General features: G+C 71.9%; 18 protein-coding genes and 2 pseudogenes. 11 read left to right on the top strand and 9 right to left on the bottom strand.

The genetic code is table 11. From position 1 onward, the window contains the following. Positions 1–483 precede the first annotated feature (483 nt). Both sph and ACLB9X_RS27185 read left to right on the top strand, forming a co-directional pair. Complete coding sequence (gene sph, locus ACLB9X_RS27180) at positions 484–1,326, top strand: sphingomyelin phosphodiesterase (RefSeq protein WP_410363048.1); 843 nt, start codon at positions 484–486, stop codon at positions 1,324–1,326. Positions 1,327–1,461: 135 nt separating this feature from the next. Continuing rightward, on the top strand, positions 1,462–2,550 hold the full coding sequence (locus tag ACLB9X_RS27185; protein WP_410363049.1) for a S1 family peptidase: 1,089 nt from the start codon (positions 1,462–1,464) through the stop codon (positions 2,548–2,550). Between the two features lie 99 nt (positions 2,551–2,649). Here the strand turns inward: ACLB9X_RS27185 and ACLB9X_RS27190 are convergent. Beyond that, a pseudogene (locus ACLB9X_RS27190) lies at positions 2,650–3,125 on the bottom strand (macro domain-containing protein). Between the two features lie 113 nt (positions 3,126–3,238). Between ACLB9X_RS27190 and ACLB9X_RS27195 the strand changes: the two are divergent. Then, the gene (locus tag ACLB9X_RS27195) at positions 3,239–3,988 is read left to right on the top strand and encodes a MerR family transcriptional regulator (RefSeq protein WP_410363050.1); all 750 of its coding nucleotides are present in this window, start codon (positions 3,239–3,241) and stop codon (positions 3,986–3,988) included. A 143-nt stretch (positions 3,989–4,131) separates the two neighbouring features. On the opposite strand, the gene ACLB9X_RS27200 is transcribed toward ACLB9X_RS27195, so the two are convergent. Then, positions 4,132–4,602, bottom strand: a complete 471-nt coding sequence (locus ACLB9X_RS27200; RefSeq protein WP_410363051.1) for a MarR family winged helix-turn-helix transcriptional regulator — start codon at positions 4,600–4,602, stop codon at positions 4,132–4,134. A gap of 150 nt (positions 4,603–4,752) precedes the next feature. On the opposite strand from ACLB9X_RS27200, the gene ACLB9X_RS27205 reads away from it, so the two are divergent. The 3 genes and pseudogenes from ACLB9X_RS27205 to ACLB9X_RS27215 all read left to right on the top strand — a co-directional run bounded on the left by ACLB9X_RS27205 (position 4,753) and on the right by ACLB9X_RS27215 (position 7,742). Then, complete coding sequence (locus ACLB9X_RS27205) at positions 4,753–6,252, top strand: MFS transporter (RefSeq protein WP_410363052.1); 1,500 nt, start codon at positions 4,753–4,755, stop codon at positions 6,250–6,252. After that, positions 6,230–6,730 (top strand): annotated as a pseudogene (locus ACLB9X_RS27210) (NADP-dependent oxidoreductase); the annotation flags it as partial. The gene ACLB9X_RS27205 and the pseudogene ACLB9X_RS27210, both read left to right, overlap by 23 nt. Next, positions 6,687–7,742, top strand: a complete 1,056-nt coding sequence (locus tag ACLB9X_RS27215) for an aldehyde dehydrogenase family protein (RefSeq protein ID WP_410363053.1) — start codon at positions 6,687–6,689, stop codon at positions 7,740–7,742. The pseudogene ACLB9X_RS27210 and the gene ACLB9X_RS27215, both read left to right, overlap by 44 nt. Before the next feature lie 310 nt (positions 7,743–8,052). Here the strand turns inward: ACLB9X_RS27215 and ACLB9X_RS27220 are convergent, their stop codons facing one another. Genes ACLB9X_RS27220 through ACLB9X_RS27235 form a run of 4 tightly spaced genes read right to left on the bottom strand, consistent with a single transcriptional unit; the run spans position 8,053 to position 13,811 of the window. After that, positions 8,053–10,242 (bottom strand): 3-hydroxyacyl-CoA dehydrogenase NAD-binding domain-containing protein, encoded by a 2,190-nt coding sequence (locus tag ACLB9X_RS27220; protein ID WP_410363054.1) that lies wholly within the window; start codon positions 10,240–10,242, stop codon positions 8,053–8,055. Positions 10,243–10,280: 38 nt separating this feature from the next. Continuing rightward, positions 10,281–11,495 carry an acetyl-CoA C-acetyltransferase gene (locus ACLB9X_RS27225; RefSeq protein ID WP_410363055.1) on the bottom strand — a complete coding sequence of 405 codons (1,215 nt, stop codon included), beginning with the start codon at positions 11,493–11,495 and terminating at the stop codon, positions 10,281–10,283. Between the two features lie 43 nt (positions 11,496–11,538). Next, on the bottom strand, positions 11,539–12,681 hold the full coding sequence (locus ACLB9X_RS27230) for an acyl-CoA dehydrogenase family protein (RefSeq protein ID WP_410363056.1): 1,143 nt from the start codon (positions 12,679–12,681) through the stop codon (positions 11,539–11,541). After that, on the bottom strand, positions 12,678–13,811 hold the full coding sequence (locus ACLB9X_RS27235) for a CaiB/BaiF CoA transferase family protein (protein ID WP_410363057.1): 1,134 nt from the start codon (positions 13,809–13,811) through the stop codon (positions 12,678–12,680). Before ACLB9X_RS27235 ends, ACLB9X_RS27230 begins: the two co-directional genes overlap by 4 nt. A 232-nt stretch (positions 13,812–14,043) precedes the next feature. On the opposite strand from ACLB9X_RS27235, the gene ACLB9X_RS27240 reads away from it, so the two are divergent. Further along, positions 14,044–15,243, top strand: a complete 1,200-nt coding sequence (locus tag ACLB9X_RS27240) for a saccharopine dehydrogenase family protein (RefSeq protein WP_410363058.1) — start codon at positions 14,044–14,046, stop codon at positions 15,241–15,243. A 289-nt stretch (positions 15,244–15,532) separates the two neighbouring features. Here ACLB9X_RS27240 and ACLB9X_RS27245 read toward each other — a convergent pair whose 3' ends face one another. Continuing rightward, entirely contained in the window at positions 15,533–16,228 is a 696-nt protein-coding gene (locus tag ACLB9X_RS27245) for an endonuclease V (RefSeq protein WP_410363059.1), read from the bottom strand. Positions 16,229–16,269: 41 nt separating this feature from the next. Here ACLB9X_RS27245 and ACLB9X_RS27250 point away from each other — a divergent pair, with 41 nt between their 5' ends. Next, complete coding sequence (locus ACLB9X_RS27250; protein WP_410363060.1) at positions 16,270–16,569, top strand: YciI family protein; 300 nt, start codon at positions 16,270–16,272, stop codon at positions 16,567–16,569. 10 nt (positions 16,570–16,579) lie between these two features. Here ACLB9X_RS27250 and ACLB9X_RS27255 read toward each other — a convergent pair whose 3' ends face one another. Next, a complete protein-coding gene (locus ACLB9X_RS27255) occupies positions 16,580–17,653 on the bottom strand; it encodes a WD40/YVTN/BNR-like repeat-containing protein (protein ID WP_410363141.1) in 1,074 nt (357 codons plus the stop codon). Positions 17,654–17,871: 218 nt separating this feature from the next. Between ACLB9X_RS27255 and ACLB9X_RS27260 the strand changes: the two genes are divergently transcribed. Beyond that, positions 17,872–18,288: an SsgA family sporulation/cell division regulator gene (locus tag ACLB9X_RS27260; RefSeq protein WP_410363061.1), complete on the top strand. Its 417-nt coding sequence runs from the start codon at positions 17,872–17,874 to the stop codon at positions 18,286–18,288. A gap of 14 nt (positions 18,289–18,302) precedes the next feature. Here the strand turns inward: ACLB9X_RS27260 and ACLB9X_RS27265 are convergent, their stop codons facing one another. After that, the gene (locus ACLB9X_RS27265; RefSeq protein WP_410363062.1) at positions 18,303–19,127 is read right to left on the bottom strand and encodes an isocitrate lyase/phosphoenolpyruvate mutase family protein; all 825 of its coding nucleotides are present in this window, start codon (positions 19,125–19,127) and stop codon (positions 18,303–18,305) included. Between ACLB9X_RS27265 and ACLB9X_RS27270 the strand changes: the two genes are divergently transcribed. Beyond that, on the top strand, positions 19,126–19,278 hold the full coding sequence (locus ACLB9X_RS27270; RefSeq protein ID WP_410363063.1) for a hypothetical protein: 153 nt from the start codon (positions 19,126–19,128) through the stop codon (positions 19,276–19,278). The two genes, ACLB9X_RS27265 and ACLB9X_RS27270, sit on opposite strands and share 2 nt — an antisense overlap. A gap of 263 nt (positions 19,279–19,541) precedes the next feature. Further along, positions 19,542–21,188: an ABC-F family ATP-binding cassette domain-containing protein gene (locus ACLB9X_RS27275; protein ID WP_410363064.1), complete on the top strand. Its 1,647-nt coding sequence runs from the start codon at positions 19,542–19,544 to the stop codon at positions 21,186–21,188. Positions 21,189–21,388 lie beyond the last annotated feature (200 nt).

Here is a 21,388-nt window from a genome sequence, read left to right on the forward strand (position 1 = left end):
CCCCCCCCCCCCCCCCCCCCCCCCCCCCCCCACTCCACGGGGAGCACCGGAAACACCGGGCTCAGGCCGACCGGACCGGCTCGAACCCGCGTCGGCGCCCACCGCTGATCGACCTAGCCGTGCGCCGCCGGTCTCCCGCCGGAGCGCCACCCCCAACCTCGCGCACTGCCCACGGTCCAGCCGCTCCCGGCAGGCCGGCCCCTTCGCGGCCAGCGCCGCCGCACCCCGCGGTGCCAGGCCCCGTACCACCGGCTGGGCCGACATCCCGGTCACCTGGAACCGGCGGGCCACCTCCACACCGGCGCCACCCCCTGCGCAAACAGCTGTGCTGCCCGCAGCCGGACCTGGTCGCGCCGCTTGCGTTCCTCGGCGGTCAGCCTGCCACCGTGCGCGGACCTCATCCTTCCGGCATAGCTGGCCCGGGGCGGACGTCACCGGCGCAGCCCGCCCGTTCAAGATCAGGTTGTACAGGCATCCAGCCACGTGAGACCCCCTCTGTTCAGCAAGTCGCTCTACCCCCGGCACCGGGCGGCCGCCATCCCCGCGGCCCCCTTCTTCCAGGGGCACGACGTGGTCGTGCTCCGGGAGGCATTCGACAACTCCTCGTCGGACGCGCTCAAGAGCAGGGCGTCGGACCGGTATCCGCACCAGACGCCGGTGATGGGCCGCAGCAGGGACGGCTGGGACGCGACGAGCGGCGCGTACTCGGCGACGACGCCGGAGGACGGCGGTGTCACGGTCCTGAGCAAGTGGCCGATCGTACGCAAGGAGCAGTACGTCTACCAGGACGCATGCGGCGCCGACTGGTACTCCAACAAGGGGTTCGTCTACGCCGTCCTCGACGTGAACGGCACGAGGGTCCATGTCGTGGGTACGCACGCGCAGTCGACGGACCCGGGGTGCGACCCGGGCGAGGCGGCGGCCGTGCGCAGCCGTCAGTTCCGCGCGACGGACGCGTTCTTGGACGACAAGAACATCCCGGCTTCCGAACAGGTGGTCGTGACAGGCGACTTCAACGTCGACTCGCGCACGCCGGAGTACGCGCAGATGCTCGCCGACGGCTCTCTCGCCGGGGCGGACGCGCGGACCGGGCACCCGTACTCCTTCGACACGCAGGAGAACTCGATCGCCGCCGAGCGCTACCCGGACGACCCGCGCGAGGATCTCGACTACGTGCTGCACCGGGCGGGGCACGTACGGCCCGGAGGGTGGACCAATGAGGTGGTCAAGGAGCAGAGTGCGCCCTGGTCGGTCTCCAGTTGGGGCACCACGTACACGTACACCAACCTGTCCGACCACTATCCGGTGATTGCCTCCGGCCAGTAGGCGCAAGCGCGCGACGGCACCCTTGTATTGATGTCAGGGTCATGTCACATTGAGTCGCACTCCGGACTGGTCCAGTCCACATTGCCGTCCCCCCAACGGCAATCCCCCCACGGACTCGTAGAAGGAGAAGCCCTGATGAGACGCACGCTCCGCGCGCGCATCTGCCTTCCCGCCCTTCTGACACTGACCGCCGTCGGACTCGGCTCCGCCACGGCAGGACCCGCCTCCGCGGCCGCCGACCCGGCACCGGGCGCCGCCCCGGCGCCGGGCGTCGCGGCGACCGCCGTCCAGTACGCCCGGCACAGTGCGCTCGAACGCGACCTCGGCGACCGCACCGCCGGCTCCTACCTCGACGCCGCGAGCGGCGAACTGGTGGTGACGGTGACGGACGCCGAGGCCGCCGAGCAGGTACGGGCCACCGGCGCCCGCGCCGAGCTCGTCCCGCGCAGCGCGGCGCAGCTGCGGTCCGCGATGGACACGCTGCAGGCCAAGGCGCGGATCACCGGCACGTCGTGGGGCATCGACCCCCGCACGAACCAAGTTGCGGTCGAGGCCGACTCGTCGGTCTCGATGAGTGACATGGCGCGGCTCGCACGGGTCGCCGCGACGCTCGGCGACAGCGTGCGGATCACGCGCGTGCCCGGCGTCTTCACCGAGGAGGTCGCGGGCGGGGACGCGATCTACGGCGGCGGCTACCGCTGCTCGGCGGCCTTCAACGTCTCGAAGGGGACGACCCGTTACTTCCTGACCGCCGGACACTGCACCAACGCGGCGAGCAGCTGGTCGGCCACCTCCGGCGGGCCGTCCATCGGCACCCGTGAGGGCACCAGCTTCCCGACCAACGACTACGGCATCGTCCGCTACACGAACGGCTCGGAGCCCGCCGGGAACGTCAATCTGTACAACGGCAGCTACCAGGACATCGGCTCCGCCGCCGACGCCATCGTGGGCCAGTCCCTGCGCAAGTCCGGCTCCACCACGAAGGTGACCAGCGGCACGGTGACCGCCGTGAACGTCACCGTGAACTACAGCGACGGCCCGGTCTACAACCTCGTCCGCACGACGGCCTGTTCCGCGGGCGGTGACAGCGGTGGCGCCCACTTCGCCGGCTCGACGGCACTGGGCATCCACTCGGGCAGCTCGGGCTGCACCGGCACCAACGGCTCGGCCCTGCACCAGCCGGTGCGCGAGGCGCTGAGCGCTTACGGGGTCGCGGTCTACTGACCCCCCGGTCACGTCACAGCGGGCGTGCCCACCGGCCGGTGGGCACGCACCGCGTCGCATCCGCGCTGAGCCGTTCCCCCGGCTGCCCGACGCCGCCGGTCAGTCGTGGTCGTAGACCGTGACGTCGATGCCCCGTGCCGCGAGCCGGGCGGATATCAGCGGCTAATCCGCGACCACCTGCCGCCCGCCAGGCCGCAGCCGATGCGCGGCATGTGGACCGTGGCGCCCAGCTTCAGCGCCTGCCCGGCGACGGCGGCGAGCGCCGTGTCGATGGCCTCGTAGCGCACGGGGACGCCTTTGCTTCCGGTGCGGATGCCCCGCTGCCCCACCATGTTGGCCACCCAGAGGTACGGGGCGACCTGGACGAACTGGACCGCGCCGAGCCCGAAGTCGTTCCCCGCGCGCTCCCGGTGCCAGCGGCGGTAGGCCGCCTCGGGCTCCGGCCAGCGGCGGGACAGGGCGAGCACGAAGCCCTTGCCCCAGCCCCCGATGTCGTTGCACACGTGCACGATCAGCTTGACGCCTTTACCCTGCGGCGCGGTGGCGTCCCCCCGGACGTACCTGATCTCGGACATGGCACAACCGTACGATGCACCACTGACAGTGCCCCGCATCAGACATCCGGCTTTCACAACGATGGTGAGACAGCAATACTGTTGTACCGGTGCGGTTCAGCAGAAGGAGGGTCATGGCGACCGAGACCGCGGAACCGACGCTCACCGTCGACGAACTGGCCGCGCGCGCCGGGGTCACCGTGCGCACCATTCGGTTCTACAGCACGCGGGGTCTGCTGCCGCCGCCCGTGATCGGCCCGCGGCGCGTCGGCCACTACGGCTCCGACCACCTGTCCCGGCTTGCCCTCATCGAGGAGCTGCAGCACCAGGGCATGACGCTGGCGGCCATCGAGCGTTACCTGGAGCAGCTGCCCGCGGACCTGAGCGCCCAGGACCTCGCCATCCACCGCGCTCTGGTGGCCTCGTGGGCGCCGGAGTCGGCCGAGGAGGTGACCCGGCGGGAGCTGGAGCGCCGTGCCGGCCGGACGCTGTCGGAGCAGGACGTGGACCGGCTCGCCGCGATGGGCGTGCTGGACCGTACCGACGGGGAGACGTTCCGGCTCGACGGCTCGCTCCTGCGCCTCGGGGTCGAACTGCTGGACGTCCCCATCGCGCACGAGACGATCCTCGCGTCCCGCACCGTCCTGCTGGAGCACGCCCGGGCCGCGGCGCAGGACCTGACGCGGCTGTTCCGCGACGAGGTCTGGGGCCCCTACCGCGAGCGCGCGTCCGATCCGGACCATGTGGCGGCGATGAAGTCGCTGTCCGCGCACATGCAGCCCATGGTGGTCCAGGCGCTGGTGACGGCGTTCCAGCGCTCGCTGCGGGAGGAACTGCGCGAGGCGTTCGGCACGGGCGGGCCCGGCCACCGGCGGGGCCGCTAGGGTCTGTCGCCACCGTTCAGTCAGGCGTCCCTGGAGTCGCCAGTCACCCACCGCGAGGCCGGCTTCCCGCGCAGGGCATGGACGGCTCATTGCCGCCACTCCGTGTGGGCGACGGAATCGGGCGCGTGGCATCCAGGCCGTGATCAGGCCGTCTCGTCGGGGTGCAGGCGTCCCAGCAGCTCGTAGAGGCTGCGGCGGCCCTCGTCGTCGAGGCGGGCGAAGGCCGCCGACGTGGCCCGCATATCGGCGCGGATCTGCCGGACGGCCTCCCTGCCCTCCTCCGTGGCGACCACGTTCTTGACCCGCCTGTCGGCCGGGTCGAGCTGCCGGGAGACCAGTCCATGGGCCTCCAGCCGGTCGACGAGCCCCGTGATGTTGGAGGCGTCACAGGAGAGCAGCCCGGCGAGTGCACGCATGGGCGTGGGTTGCCGCAGATGGATGAGCATCTTGGCCTGCGTCATGGTGAGCCCCTGTACCGCGGCCGCCGCGGTGAGATCCCGGTAGTAGCCGGCGGCGGTGCGTGCCAGGCGCTCCAGGAGCTCGACGTAGGTGGGGTCGCCGCCCTGCGGGGCTGGGGTCGCGGAGGCCGGGTGCGCGGCGGGGGTGCGGGACATGACTCCAGTCAGGTGAGAACCAAAGTTTGACATCCTCAACCATTGACCTCTGCGGTCGATCTCATCACTTGAGTGCATCAAGCATCTACCTGTTCGAGCTGAGTCCCTCCACCAGGCTCCGGCCCTCGCCCCGCCCCGAAGAGAGCGCCCGTGTCCCAAACCCTTGCCCCGCCGCCCGGCCGACGCCGACGTGAGACAGCAGTGGTCCTCGTCCTGAGCCTCGCCGCCATGGTCGTGTCGATGATGCAGACACTGGTCATTCCGATCCTCGGCCTGATCGGGAGCAGCCTCGGCAGCAGCGCGGCCGAGGTCAGCTGGGTCACCACCGCGACCCTGCTCTCCGCAGCCGTCTTCACTCCCCTGCTCGGCCGCTTCGGCGACCAGCACGGGAAGAAGCCGACCCTGATCGGCGTCCTGGTGGTGATGATCGCCGGCTCGGTCCTGGCCGCCACCACCGACTCGCTCCTCTGGCTGATCGTGGCCCGAGTTCTCCAGGGTGCCGCCACAGCGATCTTCCCGCTCGCGCTGTCGGTACTCCGCGAGGAGGTCCCCGCCCACCGTCTGCCCGGAGCGATGTCACTGGTCAGCGGCACCCTGGCGTTCGGCAGCGGCTTCGCCCTGGTCACCACCGGCCTGCTGACCCGCGGCGACAACGCCGATTACCACCCGGTCTTCTGGCTGGCCGCCGGGCTGGCCCTGGTCACACTCCTCGCCGTCGTGCTCCTCGTACCGGCAAGCCGCACCAGGACCGGCGGGGGCACCGACCTCCTCGGCGCGCTCACCCTCGCGCTCTTCCTCGTCCTGCTGCTGCTGCCGATCTCCCAGGGCCACGAGTGGCGATGGACGTCCGCCCGTACCCTCGGCAGCTTCGCCGGAGCGGTCGTCATGGCCGGTGTCTGGGCCTTCACCGAGAGCCGCGTGCGCGAACCGATGGTCGACATGAGGATGTTCCTCCACCGCCCGGTGCTCTTGAGCAATCTCGCGGGCCTGTTCGTCGGATTCGGGATGTTCGCCCAGTTCCTCGGCGTCTCCTACCTGGCGCAGGTACCACAGGACGTCGCAGGCTACGGCTTCGGCGCATCCGTGCTTCGCGCCTCCGTCGAGTACCTGCTGCCCAGTACGATCGCCTCCCTCGTCGCCGCCCAGTTCGGCGGCCTGCTGATCCGCAGGATCGGCCCCCGTCTCACTCTCGCCCTGAGCGCGGTGACCGGCATCGCCGGCTTCGCGTGGCTGGCCGCCGCACACTCCTCGACCCCCTCGGTCATCGGCGCCGGAATGGCTGTCGGAACGGCCATCAGCCTCGGCTACGCCGCGATGCCCGCACTGATCGTCGCGGGGGTGCCGCCCCACCAGACCGGCGTCGCCAACGGCATCAACTCCATCTCCCGCTCGGTCGGAAGCTCGATCGGCAGTGCGCTGATCACGACGCTGCTCGCCTCCCGGACCATCGAGCACCTTCCGGCCGGAGTGCCCCCGCTGCCCGCCGAGAGCCAGTTCACCCTGAGCTTCACCATCGCCGGTGTCGCCTTCGCCTTCGTCCTGGCCATCGCACTGGTCGGCCTGAAGCGGCAGCGGCAGGCGCCCCGTGCGAAACACCTGCCCGCCCCCGACACGGCCCCCGAGCCGGCTGCCGCCACTGCGGCTGCCTGACGACCCACCCGAATACGGCGACGTCCCCAACCCGAAGCTCGGCCCGGACACCGTACTGATCCGCGTGAAGGCCGCCTCCGTCAACCCGGTCGACTGGAAGATCCAGGCCGGATACCTGGACGGCGTCATGGACACCGTCTTCCCCGTCATCCCGGGCTGGGACGTGGCGGGCGTCGTCGAGGAGACCGGCGTCGGGGTCACCGAGCTCGCCCCGGGCGACGAAGTGATCGGCTACGTCCGTGAGGACTTCGTCTCCCGCGGCACCTTCGCCGAATACGTCGCCGCCCCGATCCGTACGCTCGCCCGCAAGCCCGCCAACCTCTCCTTCGAGGGGGCCGCCGGCGTCCCGCTGGCAGGTCTCACCGCCTACCAGTCGCTGACCCGCGCCCTGAACGTGGGCAGCGGCGACACCGTGCTGGTGCACGCCGCGGCGGGTGGTGTCGGCTCCCTGGCCGTACAGATCGCCCGAGCGCTCGGCACCCTGGACGCAGTACGACCCCCTGGGCGTCGTGCTGGTCATCGCCCCCTGGAACTACCCGGCGCAGCTGCTGGCCCCGGTGGCCGGTGCCCTGGCCGCGCGCAATGCCGTGGTCGCCAAGCCCAGCGAACTGGCCCCGGCCACCTCCGCCGCCCTCGCCGGCCTCGTACCGCAGTACCTCGACACCGACGCGGTCGCCGTGGTCGAAGGCGGGGTCCCCGAGACCACCGCCCTGCTCGAGCAGCGCTTCGACCACATCCTCTACACCGGCAACGGCACGGTCGGGCGCATCGTGATGGCCGCAGCCGCCCGCCACCTCACTCCCGTCACCCTCGAACTAGGGGGCAAGTCCCCGGCGTTCGTGGACCGCGGCACCGACCTGGACACCGTCGCCGCCCGCCTCGCGGCCGGCAAGTTCCTCAACGCCGGACAGACCTGCGTCGCCCCCGACTACGTGCTCACCGACCGTGAGACCGCGCGCGCCCTGGAGGGAGCACTGGCCAAGGCCGTGGAGAAGCTGTACGGACCGGTCGCGTCCGGCTCCCCGGAGTACGGCCGTATCGTCAACGAGCGCCACTTCGACCGGCTGACCGCCCTCCTCGATTCCGGCCGCCAGGTCACCGGCGGCACGTACGACCGGGACTCCAAGTACATCGCGCCGACCGTCCTGGCCGAGGTGTCACCGGACGCGCCCGTCATGCAGGAGGAGATCTTCGGCCCAATCCTCCCGATCGTCGAGGTGGCGGGGCTCGACGAGGCCATCGACTTCATCAACGACCGTGAAAAGCCGCTGGCCCTGTACGCGTTCACCGAGTCCGACACCACCCGGAAGCGGCTCGCCACCGAAACCTCTTCGGGAGGACTCGGGTTCGGCCTGCCGCTGGCCCATCTCACCATCTCGGACCTGCCGTTCGGGGGCGTCGGCGAAAGCGGCATGGGCAACTACCACGGCCGCTACTCCCTCGAGACCTTCAGCCACCGCAAAGCCGTCCTCGCCAAGCCCCTCGGCTGATCCCCCTTCAGCCGTATGTGAACACGAAGAAACAGTGCGGTCGGCGTCGCCGTGGGCGATGGCTCCCCCGCCGGACCATCGCAGGGGTGATCACGTCCTGCACGGGCTCGGCCGGCGGAACTACGCGCTCCTCGACGCGGCGGGCGCCCTCAGGGGGCAGTCTTCCCGGTCTCCGGCCACGAGCACATGGACATTTCCCTGCCACGAGATCGATGAGGGAGACGCTCCGCAGCTGTTGCCCGGCGGATCGCGGCCGTGGGCGCGATCCGCCGGGCGTGGGCCTCCACCGCCCTCATCGGAGCAGGGGGTGTCAGGCGTCGGTGAAGACCTCGCCCCGTTCCGCCTTCTGAAGCAGCAGCGCGGGCGGCTGGAAGCGCTCGCCGTACCGGTCGGCGAGTTCGCGGGCGCGCGCCACGAAGCCGGTGAGCCCGCCCTCGTAGCCGTTGATGTACTGCAGCACGCCACCCGTCCAGGCCGGGAAGCCGATGCCCATGATGGAGCCGATGTTGGCGTCGGCGACCGAGGTGAGGACGTTCTCCTCGAGGCAGCGGACGGTGTCCAGCGCCTCGGAGAAGAGCATCCGCTCCTTCATGTCCTCAAATGGCACAGTTTCGGAGGAGACCTCGGTGCCGGGCCGGGTGAAGTGCTCGCGCAGGCCCGGCCACAGCGCGGTGCGCCTGCCCTCCTCGTCGTAGTCGTAGAATCCGCCGCCGCCGCTGCGGCCGGTGCGGCCGAACTCGTCGACCATCCGGTCGATCACCGCCTCGGCCGGGTGCTCCGCCCAGGTGCCGCCCGCCTCCTCGATCGCGCGCCGGGTCTCGTCGCGGATCTTGCGCGGCAGGGTGAGGGTCAGCTCGTCCATCAGCGAGAGCACCTTGGCCGGGTAGCCGGCCTGGGCCGCGGCCTGCTCGATCGAGACCGGGTCGACGCCCTCGCCGACCATGGCAACGCCCTCGTTGATGAACTGGCCGATGACCCGCGAGGTGAAGAAGCCGCGGGAGTCGTTCACGACGATCGGCGTCTTGTTGATCCGGCGGACCAGGTCGAACGCGCGGGCCAGTGCCTCGTCGCCGGTGCGCTCGCCCTTGATGATCTCCACGAGCGGCATCTTGTCGACCGGCGAGAAGAAGTGCAGGCCGATGAAGTCGTCCGGCCGCGAGACGCCTTCGGCGAGCACGGTGATGGGCAGCGTGGAGGTGTTGGAGCACAGCAGGGCGTCGGGCTCGACAACGTCCTGGATCTCCTGGAACACCTTGTGCTTGAGCGCGGTGTCCTCGAACACCGCCTCGACGACGGCGTCGCAGCCCGCGAGGTCGGCCGCCTCCGCGGTCGGCGTGATGCGGGCGAGCAGCGCGTCGGCCTTCTCCTGGGTGGTACGGCCCCTCGCCACCGCCTTGGCGCACAGCTTCTCGGAGTAGCCTTTGCCCTTCGCGGCTGCCTCGGCCGACACGTCCTTGAGGACCACCTCGATGCCGGCGAGGGCGCAGGAGTAGGCGATGCCCGCGCCCATCATCCCGGCGCCGAGGACGGCGACCTTGCGGACGGTGCGCGGCTCGATGCCGTCGGGACGGCTGCGGCCCGCGTTGACGGCCTGCAGGTCGAAGAAGAACGCCTGCGTCATGTTCTTCGACGTCTGGCCCGTGACCAGCTCGGTGAAGTACCGGGACTCGATGACCTGCGCGGTCTCGAAGTCGACCTGGGAGCCCTCGACCGCGGCCGCGAGGATGTTGCGCGGCGCGGGGTAGGGGGCGCCCGCGGTCTGCTTCTTCAGGTTCGCCGGGAAGGCGGGGAGGTTGGCGGCGAACTTCGGGTTCGACGGGGTGCCGCCGGGGATCTTGTAGCCCTTGACGTCCCACGGCTGCTGGGAGGCGGGGTTGGCGTCGATGAAGGCGCGGGCCTTGGCCAGCATCTCCTCGGGCGTGGCGGCCAGTTCGTGGACCAGGCCGTTCTCCAGGGCGCGCTTCGGCGAGTACTGGGTGCCCTGGACGAGCACCTTCAGCAGGGCGTCGGCGATGCCCATGAGCCGTACGGTGCGGGTGACGCCGCCGCCGCCCGGCAGCAGGCCGAGGGTGACCTCGGGCAGGCCGATCTTCGAGCCGGAGACGTCGAGCGCGATGCGGTGGTGACAGGCGAGGGCGATCTCGTAACCGCCGCCGAGCGCGGCGCCGTTGATGGCGGCGACGACGGGCTTGCCGATGGTCTCGATACGGCGCAGGGCGCGCTTGATGGCCATGCCGCCCTCGAAGACGGACTGCGCGTCGTCGGGGCCGGCCTGGATCATCAGCTTCAGGTCGCCGCCGGCGAAGAAGGTCTTCTTGGCGGAGGTGAAGACGATGCCGCGGATGGAGTGCTGCTCGGCCTCCACGCGGTCGGCGATCGCGGTGATGGAGGTCCGGAAGGCCTCGTTCATGGTGTTGGCGGACTGGTCGGGGTCGTCGAGGACGAGCGTGACGACGCCGGTCTCGTCCTGTTCCCAGCGGATGGTGGTGGACTCGCTCATGGTGGTGGCTGCTCCGTAAGGCGGGGAAGGACGGGTGGTCAGAGACGCTCGACGACGGTGGCGATGCCCATGCCGCCGCCCACGCACAGGGTGGCGAGGCCGTACCGCTTGTCCTGGCGTTCCAGTTCGTCGACGAGGGTGCCGAGGATCATCGCGCCGGTCGCGCCGAGCGGGTGGCCCATGGCGATCGCGCCGCCGTTGACGTTGACCTTGTCGAGGGAGAGGCCCATGTCATGGACGAAGCGCAGGACGACACCGGCGAACGCCTCGTTGATCTCGACGAGGTCGATGTCGTCGCTGGTCAGGCCGGCCCGGCCGAGTGCCTTGCGGGTGGCGGGGGCGGGGCCGGTGAGCATGATGGTCGGCTCGGAGCCGGAGACGGCGGCGGAGACGATCCGGGCGCGCGGCGTCAGGCCGTAGCGCTCGCCGACCTCCTTGGTGCCGATGGCGACGAGGGCGGCGCCGTCGACGATGCCCGAGGAGTTGCCCGCGTGGTGGACGTGGTCGATTCTCTCCACCCAGTGGTACTTCTGCAGCGCGACGGCGTCGAAGCCGCCGAGCTCGCCGATGTCCGCGAAGGACGGCTTCAGCGCGGCGAGGGAGTCGGCGGTCGTGCCGGGGCGCATGTGCTCGTCGTGGTCGAGGACGACGAGGCCGTTGCGGTCGCGGACGGGGACGACCGAGCGCTCGAAGCGGCCGTCCTTCCACGCGGCGGCGGCCCGCTCCTGCGACAGCGCCGCGTACTCGTCGACGTCACGGCGCGACCAGCCGCCGAGGGTGGCGATCAGGTCGGCGCCGATGCCCTGGGGGACGAAGCCGGTGTCGTGGTTGGTCATCGGGTCGGCGAACCAGGCCCCGCCGTCGGAGGCCATCGGGACACGCGACATCGACTCGACGCCGCCGGCGAGGACGAGGTCCTCCCAGCCGGAACGGACCTTCATCGCGGCCATGTTGACGGCCTCCAGGCCGGAGGCGCAGAAGCGGTTCTCCTGGACGCCGGCGACCGTGTCGGGCAGTCCGGCGGCGATCGCCGCGATGCGGGCGATGTCGGAGCCCTGGTCGCCGACCGGGCCGACGACGCCGAGCACGATGTCGTCGATCGCGGCCGGGTCGAGTCCGGGGAACCGGCGCTCGATCTCGTGGATCAGGCCGACGACGAGGTCGATGGGCTTGGTGCCGTGCAGGGCGCCGTTGGCCTTTCCGCGCCCCCGAGGGGTGCGGATGGCGTCGTACACATACGCTTCGGTGCTCACTGTCTGAGCCTTTCGACGAGGGTGGGCCGGTGCGGAAGTGGAGTCAGCTGAGCAGGGAGCGGCCGATGATCTCCTTCATGATCTCGGTCGTCCCGCCGTAGATGGTCTGGATGCGGCCGTCCGTGAACGCCTTTGCGACGCGGTACTCGCTCATGTAGCCGTACCCGCCGTGGAGCTGGAGGCACCGGTCGGCGGCGCGCTTCTGCAGCTCGGTCGCCCACCACTTGGCCATGGACGCGTGCACGGCGTCCAGTTCGCCGGCCGCGTGGTCGGTGATGCACCGGTCGAGGAAGGCGCGGGTGACGGCGCATTCGGTGGCGAGCTCGGCGATCTCGAACCGGATGTGCTGGAGCCTCGCGAGCGGCCGTCCGAACGCCTCGCGCTCCTTGACGTACGCGGTCGTGATCTCCAGCAGGTGCTCGGCGGCGGCGATACCGGAGACCGCTATCGCCATCCTCTCCTGCGCCAGGTTGGTCATCAGGTGGACGAAGGCGCCGTTCAGTTCGCCGAGGAGGTTCTCCTTGGGGACGCGTACGTCGTGGAAGAACAGCTCGGCGGTGTCCTGGGACTTCTGGCCGATCTTGTCGAGGTTCCGGCCGCGCTCGAAGCCCTCCATGCCGCGCTCGACGACCAGGAGCGACAGGCCGTGCGCGCCGCCCTCGGGGGTGGTCTTCGCGACGACGACGACCAGGTCGGCGAGGATGCCGTTGGAGATGAAGGTCTTGGAGCCGCCCAGCACCCAGTGGTCGCCGCGGTCCTCGGCCGTGGTGCGGATGCCCTGGAGGTCGGAGCCCGCGCCCGGCTCGGTCATCGCGATGGCCGTGATGGTCTCGCCGGTGCAGAAGCCGGGCAGCCAGCGGCGCTTCTGTTCGTCCGTGGCGAGGGAGGTCAGGTACGGGCCGATGATGTCGTTGTGCAGCCCGATCGCCAGTCCGGGCGCGCCGGCCCGGGTGAACTCCTCGTGCAGCACGGCGGCGTAGCGGAAGTCGTCGTTGCCGCCGCCTCCGTACTCCTCCGGCACGGCGAGGCCGAGCAGGCCCTGCCGGCCCGCCGCGAGCCAGGCGTCCCGGCTGACGATGCCGTCCTTCTCCCACTGCTCGTAGTGCGGCAGCACCTCCTTGGCGAGGAAGGTGCGGACGGTCTCGCGGAACGCCTCGTGCTCGGCGGTGAAGATCTGGCGCTTCAACGGTCCTCCTGCGGGTCGGTCAGGGGTACGTCCCAGTCGCGGGCGACCTCCGCCGTGTCCGCGCCGGGCATCGCGGGCGGCCGGGTGACGGCCCCGGGCGTGGCGGAGAACCGCGGCGCGGGCGCGGGCTGGGTGATGCCCCCGTGGTCGGTGAAGGTGGCGCGGGCGGCGATGTGGGGGTGCGCGGGGGCCTCGCGCAGCGAGAGGACGGGCGCGACGCAGGCGTCCGAGCCCTCGAAGACGGCGGTCCACTCGGCGCGGGTACGGGTCCGGAAGCGGGCGGCGATCGCTTCGCGCAGCTCGCCCCAGCGGTCGAAGTCCTTGCGGGCGGGGATCTCGTCCCTGATGCCGAGCAGTTCGGTGAACTCGTCGTAGAACCGCTGCTCCAGCGCGCCGACCGCCATGTACTCGCCGTCGGCCGTCTCGTAGGTGCCGTAGAAGGGGCACCCGCCGTCGAGCAGGTTCGCGCCCCGGCGGTCCTGCCAGCCACCGGCCGCCATCATGCCGTGGATCATCGTGGCGAGGTGGGCGGCGCCGTCGACGATGGCCGCGTCCACGACCTGGCCCGTGCCGCCCTCGGTGCGCGCGTGCTGGAGGGCGGCGAGCACGCCGATGACGAGGTAGAGCGAGCCGCCCGCGTAGTCGCCGACCAGGTTGGCAGGGACGACGGGCGGCTCGCCGTCCTTGCCGATCATGGAGAGCGTGCCGGTGAGGGCGATGTAGCCGATGTCGTGGCCGGCCCGGTGGGCGAGCGGTCCCTCCTGTCCCCAGCCGGTCATCCGCCCGTAGACCAGCCGCGGATTGCGGGCCAGGCACGCGTCAGGGCCGACACCGAGCCGTTCGGCGACGCCGGGGCGGTAGCCCTCGATCAGGATGTCGGCCCGCTCGACCAGGCCGAGGACCTGGCCGGGCCCGTGCTCGGCCTTGAGGTCGATGAGCACCGAGCGCTTGTTGCGATTGGTGAGGTCGTAGACCGGATCGATGCCGAGCCCCGCGCCGCCGGGGCGGTCGATCCGCACGACGTCGGCCCCGAGGTCGGCCAGGAGCATGGCGGCGAACGGGCCGGGCCCGATGCCCGCCAGCTCCACCACGCGAACCCCGGCCAGCGGGCCGTTCCTTGACGCTGCCATCCAGCCCCCAGCAGTGTGACACAACTGATGTAACACCAGTGATGGTAAGAACGTGTTCCACTCCGCACAAGGGCTTCGGGCGAGCAAGCGCTTAGAGGTGCGGGCAACGCCAGGTTACCGATGGGAAACGCTTCTTCTGCGGGGCCGCGCGGGGCGCTAGCCTCAGCCACCGACAACGGCGTTCTGGCCCCGGGCCCTGATCCGCCGCACAGCCCCCACGGTGGAGGAGCCATTGGACAGCCAGAACGGGACCGGTCGCGCGCAGCGCCCGTACGACATCGTGCTCTTCGGGGCGACCGGATTCGTCGGGCAGCTCACCGCCGAGTACCTGGCGCGGTACGCGCCGGCCGACTGCCGGTGGGCGATCGCGGGCCGCAGCCGGGCGAAGCTCGAGCGGCTGCGCGAGCGCCTCGCCGTGATCGACCCCGCGTGCGCCGGCCTCCCCCTGGTCGAGGCCGACGCGGACGACCCCCGCGCGCTGCGCGAACTGGCCGAGTCGGCGCGCGTCGTCGCGACGACCGTCGGACCCTACGTCCTGTACGGCGAGGCCCTGGTGGCCGCGTGCGCCGAGGCCGGTACGGACTACGCGGACCTGACGGGCGAGCCGGAGTTCGTGGACGCGGTGTTCGTACACCACGACGCGCGCGCCCGCGAGACCGGCGCTCGCCTCGTCCACGCGTGCGGCTTCGACTCGGTCCCGCACGACCTGGGCGCCCTCTTCACCGTGCGGCAGCTGCCCGAGGGGGTGCCGCTGACGGTCGACGGGTTCGTCAGCTCCCACGCGATGTTCTCCGGCGGGACCATGGCCTCGGCGCTCACCGCGATGGCACGCGGCCGCGAGACGCTGCGCGCCGCGCACGAGCGCCGGCTGCACGAGCCGCGCCTGGTCGGGCGGCGCGCCCGCGCGCCGCTGGGGGCGCCGCACTTCAACCGGGACACGGGCGCGTGGGCGCTGCCGCTGCCGACGATCGACCGGCAGATCGTGGCGCGTTCGGCGCGGGCGCTGGAGCGTTACGGCCCCGACTTCCGCTACCGGCATTACGCGTCGGTCGCGTCGCTGCCGGTGGCGCTCGGCGGCCCGGCGGCGGTGGGCGCTTGCTTCGCCCTCGCCCAGGTCCCGGCGGCGCGCCGGTGGCTGATGACCCGCTACGCGCCCGGCGACGGCCCGAGCGCGCAGCGCCGCGCGAAGAGCTGGTTCTCGGTCCGCTTCGTCGGTGAGGGCGGTGGCCGCCGCGTGTTCACTGAGGTGTCGGGCGGGGACCCCGGGTACGACGAGACGGCGAAGATACTGGCGGAGTCGGCGCTCTGTCTGGCCTTCGACGAACTGCCGGCCGCCGCGGGCCAGCTGACGACGGCGGTGGCGATGGGCGACGCGCTGACGGACCGGCTGCGGGTGCGGGGTGTGCGGTTCCGGGTGGCATCGGTGCGGTAGGTGGGGACCGCTGCGCGGGCTTGCCCCCACTCCGCCCCTTCCCGTAACCGGGGCTTCGCCCCAGACCCCGAACCGCGCTTCGCGCGGTGGCCTCAAACGCCGGCCGGGCTGATTTCGCTCAGCGAAATCCAGCCTCGCTGGGGGCACTCCCCTTGGCTTCGCGGGGGGAACCCCCACCCACGGCCGCCAGGCCGTAGGGGGAGATGGAGGCGCGGGGGCCCGGGGGTGGAGCCCCCGGTTCGGGAAGGGGCGGGTAGGGGAAAACGCCCCGCGCAGCGGAGCCCATGCGTTACCGGGACGTCGCCTCTCGCAGCGCCGCGCGGCACAGCGCGTCCGCGTGGCGCGTCGTCTCCGGGACGCGGAAGCGCGGCGCCAGCCCCAGCACATGCGCGCACGCCGCATCCAGCGTCACCCGGTGGCCGACCGAGACGTACACCGGCTTCACACCCGGCTGCGTCCGCAGCGCCCGCCCCACCTCCTCGCCGTCCTCGGCGCGCAGCGGCGCGAAGTCCCCGCGCCGCTCGCCCAGTTCGCCGTGCGAGAAGACGAACGGGTTCTTCGCGACCCCGATCACCGGCAGCCCCGTCATCACCCCGAGGTGGCTCGCGAGCCCGAAGCGCCGCGGATGGGCGCGGCCGTAGCCGTCGCAGACGACCAGCCCGGGTGCCACCGGCAGGGACTCCAGCGCGGCCAGCACCGTCGGGATCTCGCGGAAGGCGAGCAGCCCCGGGACGTAGGGGAACGAGACCCGGCCGATCGCCGTCGACCGCGCGACGACCTCCAGGGTCGCGGCGTCGAGGACGACGGCCGCCGCGGCCACGATGTCGCGCTCGTCGTCGTACGCCACGTCGACACCGGTCACCGGTCCCGTGCCGGGCGGCGGCCCGGCCTCGTCGAGGACGACGCGCGTGCGCAGCTCGTCCTGGACGGCCAGGGCCGCCTCCTCGGTCTCGGGCCAGCCCGCGGGAATGTCGACGATCTCCATGGTGCGATCAGCCTATGCCGCCCCCCGGTAACCTGGCGATCATGTTCGTCATGGAATTGACCTATACCGCTCCCGTCGAACGCGTCGAGGAGCTTCTCGACGCACACGTCGAGTGGCTGGACGCGTGGTACGAGGAGGGCGTGTTCATCGCCTCCGGGCGCAAGAACCCGCGCGACGGCGGCGTGATCCTCGCCGTCGGGGACGACCGCGAGCGGATCGAGCAGATCGCCGCGGCCGACCCCTTCGTCATGGGCGACGTGTGCACCTACCGGATCACGGAGTTCATCGCGACCAAGACCGCTCCGGAACTCGCCCCGTACCGGCAGCAGTTGCCCTCGTAGCCGCGCCCGGTCAGAACTCCAGGCGCGCGACCCGGCCCTTCTCGCCCGACGCCCAGCACCCGAAGTCGGGCGTGCAGTCGACGGTGTCGAAAGATCCGCGGTCCACGGTGCGCCAGGTGCGGCCGCCGTCGACCGTGAGGTCCGTACCGGTCGGGCCGACGGCCAGGGCGGCGGACCTCGAGTGCGGCAGCCAGGCGACGCCCGAGCGGTACGCGGGCGGCGGTGCCGCCGCCTGGCGCCAGGTGCGCCCGCCGTCCGCCGTGACGGCCGCGGCCCGGGGCGATGCCTGGCCGCTGCGGTAGTCGCCGCCGACGGCGATGCCCTGCTCGCGGTCGCGGAAGGCGAGGGCGAAGACTCCCCGCGCCGGGTCCCCGGCCGGCACGGTCGACTCGGCGACGCTCCAGTTCAGTCCGCGGTCGGCGGAGTGCAGGACCCGGGCCGTCGCGCCTCCCCCGGTGGCCAGCCAGACGTCCTTCGGGCCGGAGGAGACCAGGCACTGGCCGCTCGCGGCGAAGCCGGCCTCACCCGGCAGGGCGGCCGGCATGCCGTCGCTCGGCAGCACCTTCCAGGACCGGCCGCCGTCACCGGTGGACAGGATCCGGTACGTGCCGTCGACCGGGTCGCTCATGGCGAGTCCGTGGCGGCGGTCGAAGAAGGTCATGCAGTCGTAGAAGGCCAGCGGATCGGTGTTGCGGAACGACTCGGTCCAGGTCTCGCCGCCGTCGTCGGTGCGCAGGACGCGGGACGCCTCGCCCTCGCCGATGGCGAGGACGACGGCCCGGCGGGCGTCGAACGCCTCGACGTCCCGGAACTCCAACTCCCCCGCCCCGGGCGGCGAGACGTCGAGCCAGCTGCGGCCGCCGTCCCTCGTGCGCAGTACCGTCCCCTTGGATCCCGCCACCCACGCCACCTTGCGGCTGACCGGCGCGAGACCCCGGAAGCGCACGTCGGTCCCGGTGTCCGTCAGCTTCCAGGCGGGCGTCGCCGCGGCCGGGCGCTCGTCCGCCTCCGCGGCCGGCCGGGCCGCCTGTGCCGGTGCGGCGACCGCTGCGGAAACCGCAGCCACGCACAGCCCCACCGACATCATGCGTCTCGTCTTCCCCTTGGACGTCATGGCGCTGGAAGCTAGCCCACGGGCACAGTGGCGTCCAGAGTGCGAGACGCCGCACCGCCCGGGGCCGGGGCGGTGACACAGCTCACTCGGCCCCCGGATGCACGGATTCCGTTGCTCCGGCGTCTTCCGTGGTGCCGGGGAGCCCCGGGCCGGGCTGTCCCACCGAGCCGCACACGAAGGAGCGGGCCTTGTCCACCGTCATCGAGCAGGCCGTGCAGGCCCGCCTCGTCGCCTCCGCACCCCGTACGGAGTCGGTTGCCGCGACGCTGCACTACGACCGCCGGGACCCCTTCGCCGTGCGCATCGACTTCCCGGCTCCGGCAACGCTGGAGGGCACCGACATCTCGTGGGCGTTCTCGCGCGAGCTGCTCGCCGAGGGCGTCCGCGCGGCGGCCGGCGTCGGCGACGTCCGCGTACGGCCGTACGGCTACGACCGCACGGTGCTGGAGTTCCGCGCCGCCGAGGGCATCGCGATGGTGCACATCCGCACCGCCGAGCTGCTCCGCTTCCTCGACCGGGCGCAGAACCTCGTGCCGGCGGGCAGCGAGCATCTGCACCTGGACCTCGACCACGATGTCGCCGAGCTGCTGCGCGACGCCCGCTGACCCGACCGTGCCGGCTAGCGATCGCTCCGGGGCTTGCCCATCAGGGCGTTGAGCCGCCCGTAGTCCTCACCGCCGGTCAGCGCCGTGTACGTGCCCCTCTCCAGCAGTTCGGCGGCGGCGCGGCGCACCACGGCGTGGGCGGCCTGGGCGATCCCCGACCCGACGCTGACGCGCGCCGCCCCGAGCCGGCCCAAGTCGGTGGCGTCGGGCGCGCCTGGGCCCGCCATCACGTTCAGCGGCGCGTCGATCCCCTTGGCCAGCGCCTCCACGATCGCCGGCTCGACGACGCCCGGTACGAAGATCCCGTCCGCTCCGGCGGCGACGCAGGCCGCGGCCCGCCGGAGCGTCTCGTCGAGCCGGTCCGCCTCCGCGCCGACTCCCGCGAGGTAGACGTCGATGCGTGCGTTGACGAAGAGCGGGACGTCCGCCGCGTCGGCGGCGGCCCGTGCCGCCGCGATGCGGCGGACGTGCTCGTCGGCCGGCCGCGGCCCGTCCTCGATGTTGACGCCCACGGCGCCCGCGTTCAGCACGGCGCGTACGGTCGCGGCTACGCCGTCCGCGTCGGGCGCGTAGCCGCCCTCGATGTCCGCCGAGACCGGCACGGCCACGGCCGAGGCGATGCGCGCCACCTGGGCGAGGGCCTCGGTCCCCGTCAGCCGGTCGCCGTCGGCGGCGTCGAGGTCCCAGGCGACGCCGGCGCTGGTGGTGGCGATCGCGGTGGCGCCCGCGTCCTCGATGATCCGGGCGCTCGCCGTGTCCCAGGCGTTGGGGAGCAGCAGCGGGCGACCGGTGGAGTGCAGGGCGTGGAAGCGGAGGGCGAGATCGCGGAGGTTCGTCATGCCCGTACTCCATCACTGTCTGCCGACCCATGGCTGGCAGTTTTCCGACATCAACGCCTGGCCGGTTTCCGACGTCAACGCCTCGCATGTCTCCGGCATCGACGCCTCGCCGGTTTCCGGGATCAGCGCCGGGCCGCCCGGCCGCCCGTAAATGCTTTGACGGCCTCTCGGGCCGGTACCTACCGTGTTCGACGGTTCTGTAGTCGTCGATCGGAGTAGGACGTTGCTCGTCTGAGGTCACGAGACACCGTGCGGCCGGGCTTTGCCCGCGCGCACGTGTGCGACCTCGACGCTCTGCCGTCCGCCTTTCCGCCCGACCGGGACCTCCTCTCGTTCCCGTACGGCTCCGTCGCCACGTGTCCCGGTGTCTCCACCCGTTGCCCCCGCCCCTGCCATGCGACCGGAGACCCGTATATGCCACTCACCCCAAGCTTCCTGACCTGTTCCTCCCTCGGCTTCGCCTGGCCGGACGGCACGCAGGTGTTCGACGACTTCCAGCTCGCCGTCGGCTCCGGCCGTACGGGCCTGATCGGCCTCAACGGCTCGGGGAAGTCCACCCTGTTGAAGCTGCTCGCCGGTGACCTCGTCCCCCTCTCCGGCACCGTCCGGGTCGCCGGCGAGGTCGGGTACCTGCCGCAGAACCTGGTCCTCGACACCGGACTGCGGGTCGACGAGGTGCTCGGCATCGCCGCGACCCGCGCGGCGCTGCACGCCATCGAGGGCGGCGACCCGAGCGAGGAGCACTTCACCGCGGTCGGCGACGACTGGGACGCGGAGGAGCGCGCACGCGCCGCACTCGACCAGCTCGGCCTCGGGCACATCGGCCTGGACCGCACCATCGGCGAGGTGTCCGGCGGCGAGGGCGTGCTGCTGCGGCTGGCGGCCCTGCTGCTGGCCCGCCCGGACGTCCTGCTGCTCGACGAGCCGACCAACAACCTCGACCTGTACGCACGCCGCAGGCTCTACGACGCGGTCACGGCCTGGTCCGGGGTCATGGTCGTCGTCAGCCACGACCGCGAACTGCTCGAACGTGTCGACCAGATCGCCGACCTGCGCGACGGCGAGGTGAGCTGGTACGGCGGCAACTTCACCGCGTACGAGAAGGCGCTCGCCGTCGAACAGGAGGCGGCCGAGCGGATGGTGCGCGTGGCGGCGGCCGACGTACAACGGCAGAAGCGCGAACTGGCCGAGCTGCAGGTGAAGTTGGCGCGCCGCAAGCGGTACGGCCAGAAGATGTGGGACAGCAAGCGCGAGCCCAAGATCGTGATGGGGGCCCGCAAGCGCGCCGCCCAGGAGTCGGCCGGCAAGCACCGCATCATGCACACGGAGCGGCTCGCGGAGGCGCGGGAACGCCTCGACGAGGCCGTGGAGGCCGTGCGCGACGACGACGAGATCCGCATCGAACTGCCGCACACCATCGTCCACCCCGGGCGCGGAGTGCTGCGGTTGAGCGGGCTGCGTCTGCGATACGGCGCACAGATCCCCGGCGAGCTGGAGGTGCGCGGGCCCGAGCGGATCGCCCTGGTCGGGCGCAACGGCGCGGGCAAGACGACGCTGCTGCGCACCATCATCGGGGAGCTCGCGCCGGTCGCCGGCGAGGCGGTCGCGGAGGTTCCGATGCGTTTCCTGCCGCAACGCCTCGATCTGCTCGACGACGGACTGAGCGTGGTCGAGAACGTGGCCCGCTTCGCGCCGGGCGCGACGAACAACGCGATCCGGGCCAAGCTCGCGCGCTTCCTGTTCCGCGGGGCGCCGGCCGACCAGCCGGCCGGCACGCTGTCGGGCGGTGAGCGTTTCCGGGCCGCCCTCGCCGCCCTGCTGCTGGCCGAGCCCGCGCCGCAGCTGCTCATGCTGGACGAGCCGACGAACAACCTCGACATGGCCAGTGTGCGGCGGCTGACGGCGGCGCTGGAGTCGTACGAGGGCGCGCTGATCGTGGCGAGTCACGACGTGGCGTTCCTCGAGGCGATCGGCGTCTCGCGCCGGCTGCTGCTGGACCGCGACGGGCTGCGGGACATCTCGGCCGACGAGCTGGGGGCGGAGGTGTTCCCGGCCGGCTGAGGACGGCGCGGTGGGGCCCTGGGGCCGGAGCGGAAGGTGATGTTCCTCTCTCTCCGACCCCTCCTCGCCGTGCTACCTGGCCACATAACCGAACGTAAGGGCCCATTGCGGATCCGGGCTTGGACGAGGGCTTATCGCGCACTTAACCTACGGTTTCGTAACCTACGAGTCCGTAGGTACCTCTCCCGTCCCCAGGAGCA

Source organism: Streptomyces sp. 5K101, assembly GCF_046506645.1.
In the GTDB taxonomy this organism is placed as follows: Bacteria; Actinomycetota; Actinomycetes; order Streptomycetales; family Streptomycetaceae; genus Streptomyces.

Bases quoted from the DNA above. Each gene is read 5' to 3' on its own strand.
- ACLB9X_RS27185 (WP_410363049.1), top strand. From the start codon at position 1,462: ATGAGACGCACGCTCCGCGCGCGCATCTGCCTTCCCGCCCTTCTGACA.
- ACLB9X_RS27195 (WP_410363050.1), top strand. From the start codon at position 3,239: ATGGCGACCGAGACCGCGGAACCGACGCTCACCGTCGACGAACTGGCC.
- ACLB9X_RS27200 (WP_410363051.1), bottom strand. From the start codon at position 4,602: ATGTCCCGCACCCCCGCCGCGCACCCGGCCTCCGCGACCCCAGCCCCG.
- ACLB9X_RS27220 (WP_410363054.1), bottom strand. From the start codon at position 10,242: ATGAGCGAGTCCACCACCATCCGCTGGGAACAGGACGAGACCGGCGTC.
- ACLB9X_RS27235 (WP_410363057.1), bottom strand. From the start codon at position 13,811: ATGGCAGCGTCAAGGAACGGCCCGCTGGCCGGGGTTCGCGTGGTGGAG.
- ACLB9X_RS27245 (WP_410363059.1), bottom strand. From the start codon at position 16,228: ATGGAGATCGTCGACATTCCCGCGGGCTGGCCCGAGACCGAGGAGGCG.
- ACLB9X_RS27250 (WP_410363060.1), top strand. From the start codon at position 16,270: ATGTTCGTCATGGAATTGACCTATACCGCTCCCGTCGAACGCGTCGAG.
- ACLB9X_RS27255 (WP_410363141.1), bottom strand. From the start codon at position 17,653: ATGTCGGTGGGGCTGTGCGTGGCTGCGGTTTCCGCAGCGGTCGCCGCA.
- ACLB9X_RS27270 (WP_410363063.1), top strand. From the start codon at position 19,126: ATGCCCGTACTCCATCACTGTCTGCCGACCCATGGCTGGCAGTTTTCC.
- ACLB9X_RS27265 (WP_410363062.1), bottom strand. From the start codon at position 19,127: ATGACGAACCTCCGCGATCTCGCCCTCCGCTTCCACGCCCTGCACTCC.
- ACLB9X_RS27275 (WP_410363064.1), top strand. From the start codon at position 19,542: ATGCCACTCACCCCAAGCTTCCTGACCTGTTCCTCCCTCGGCTTCGCC.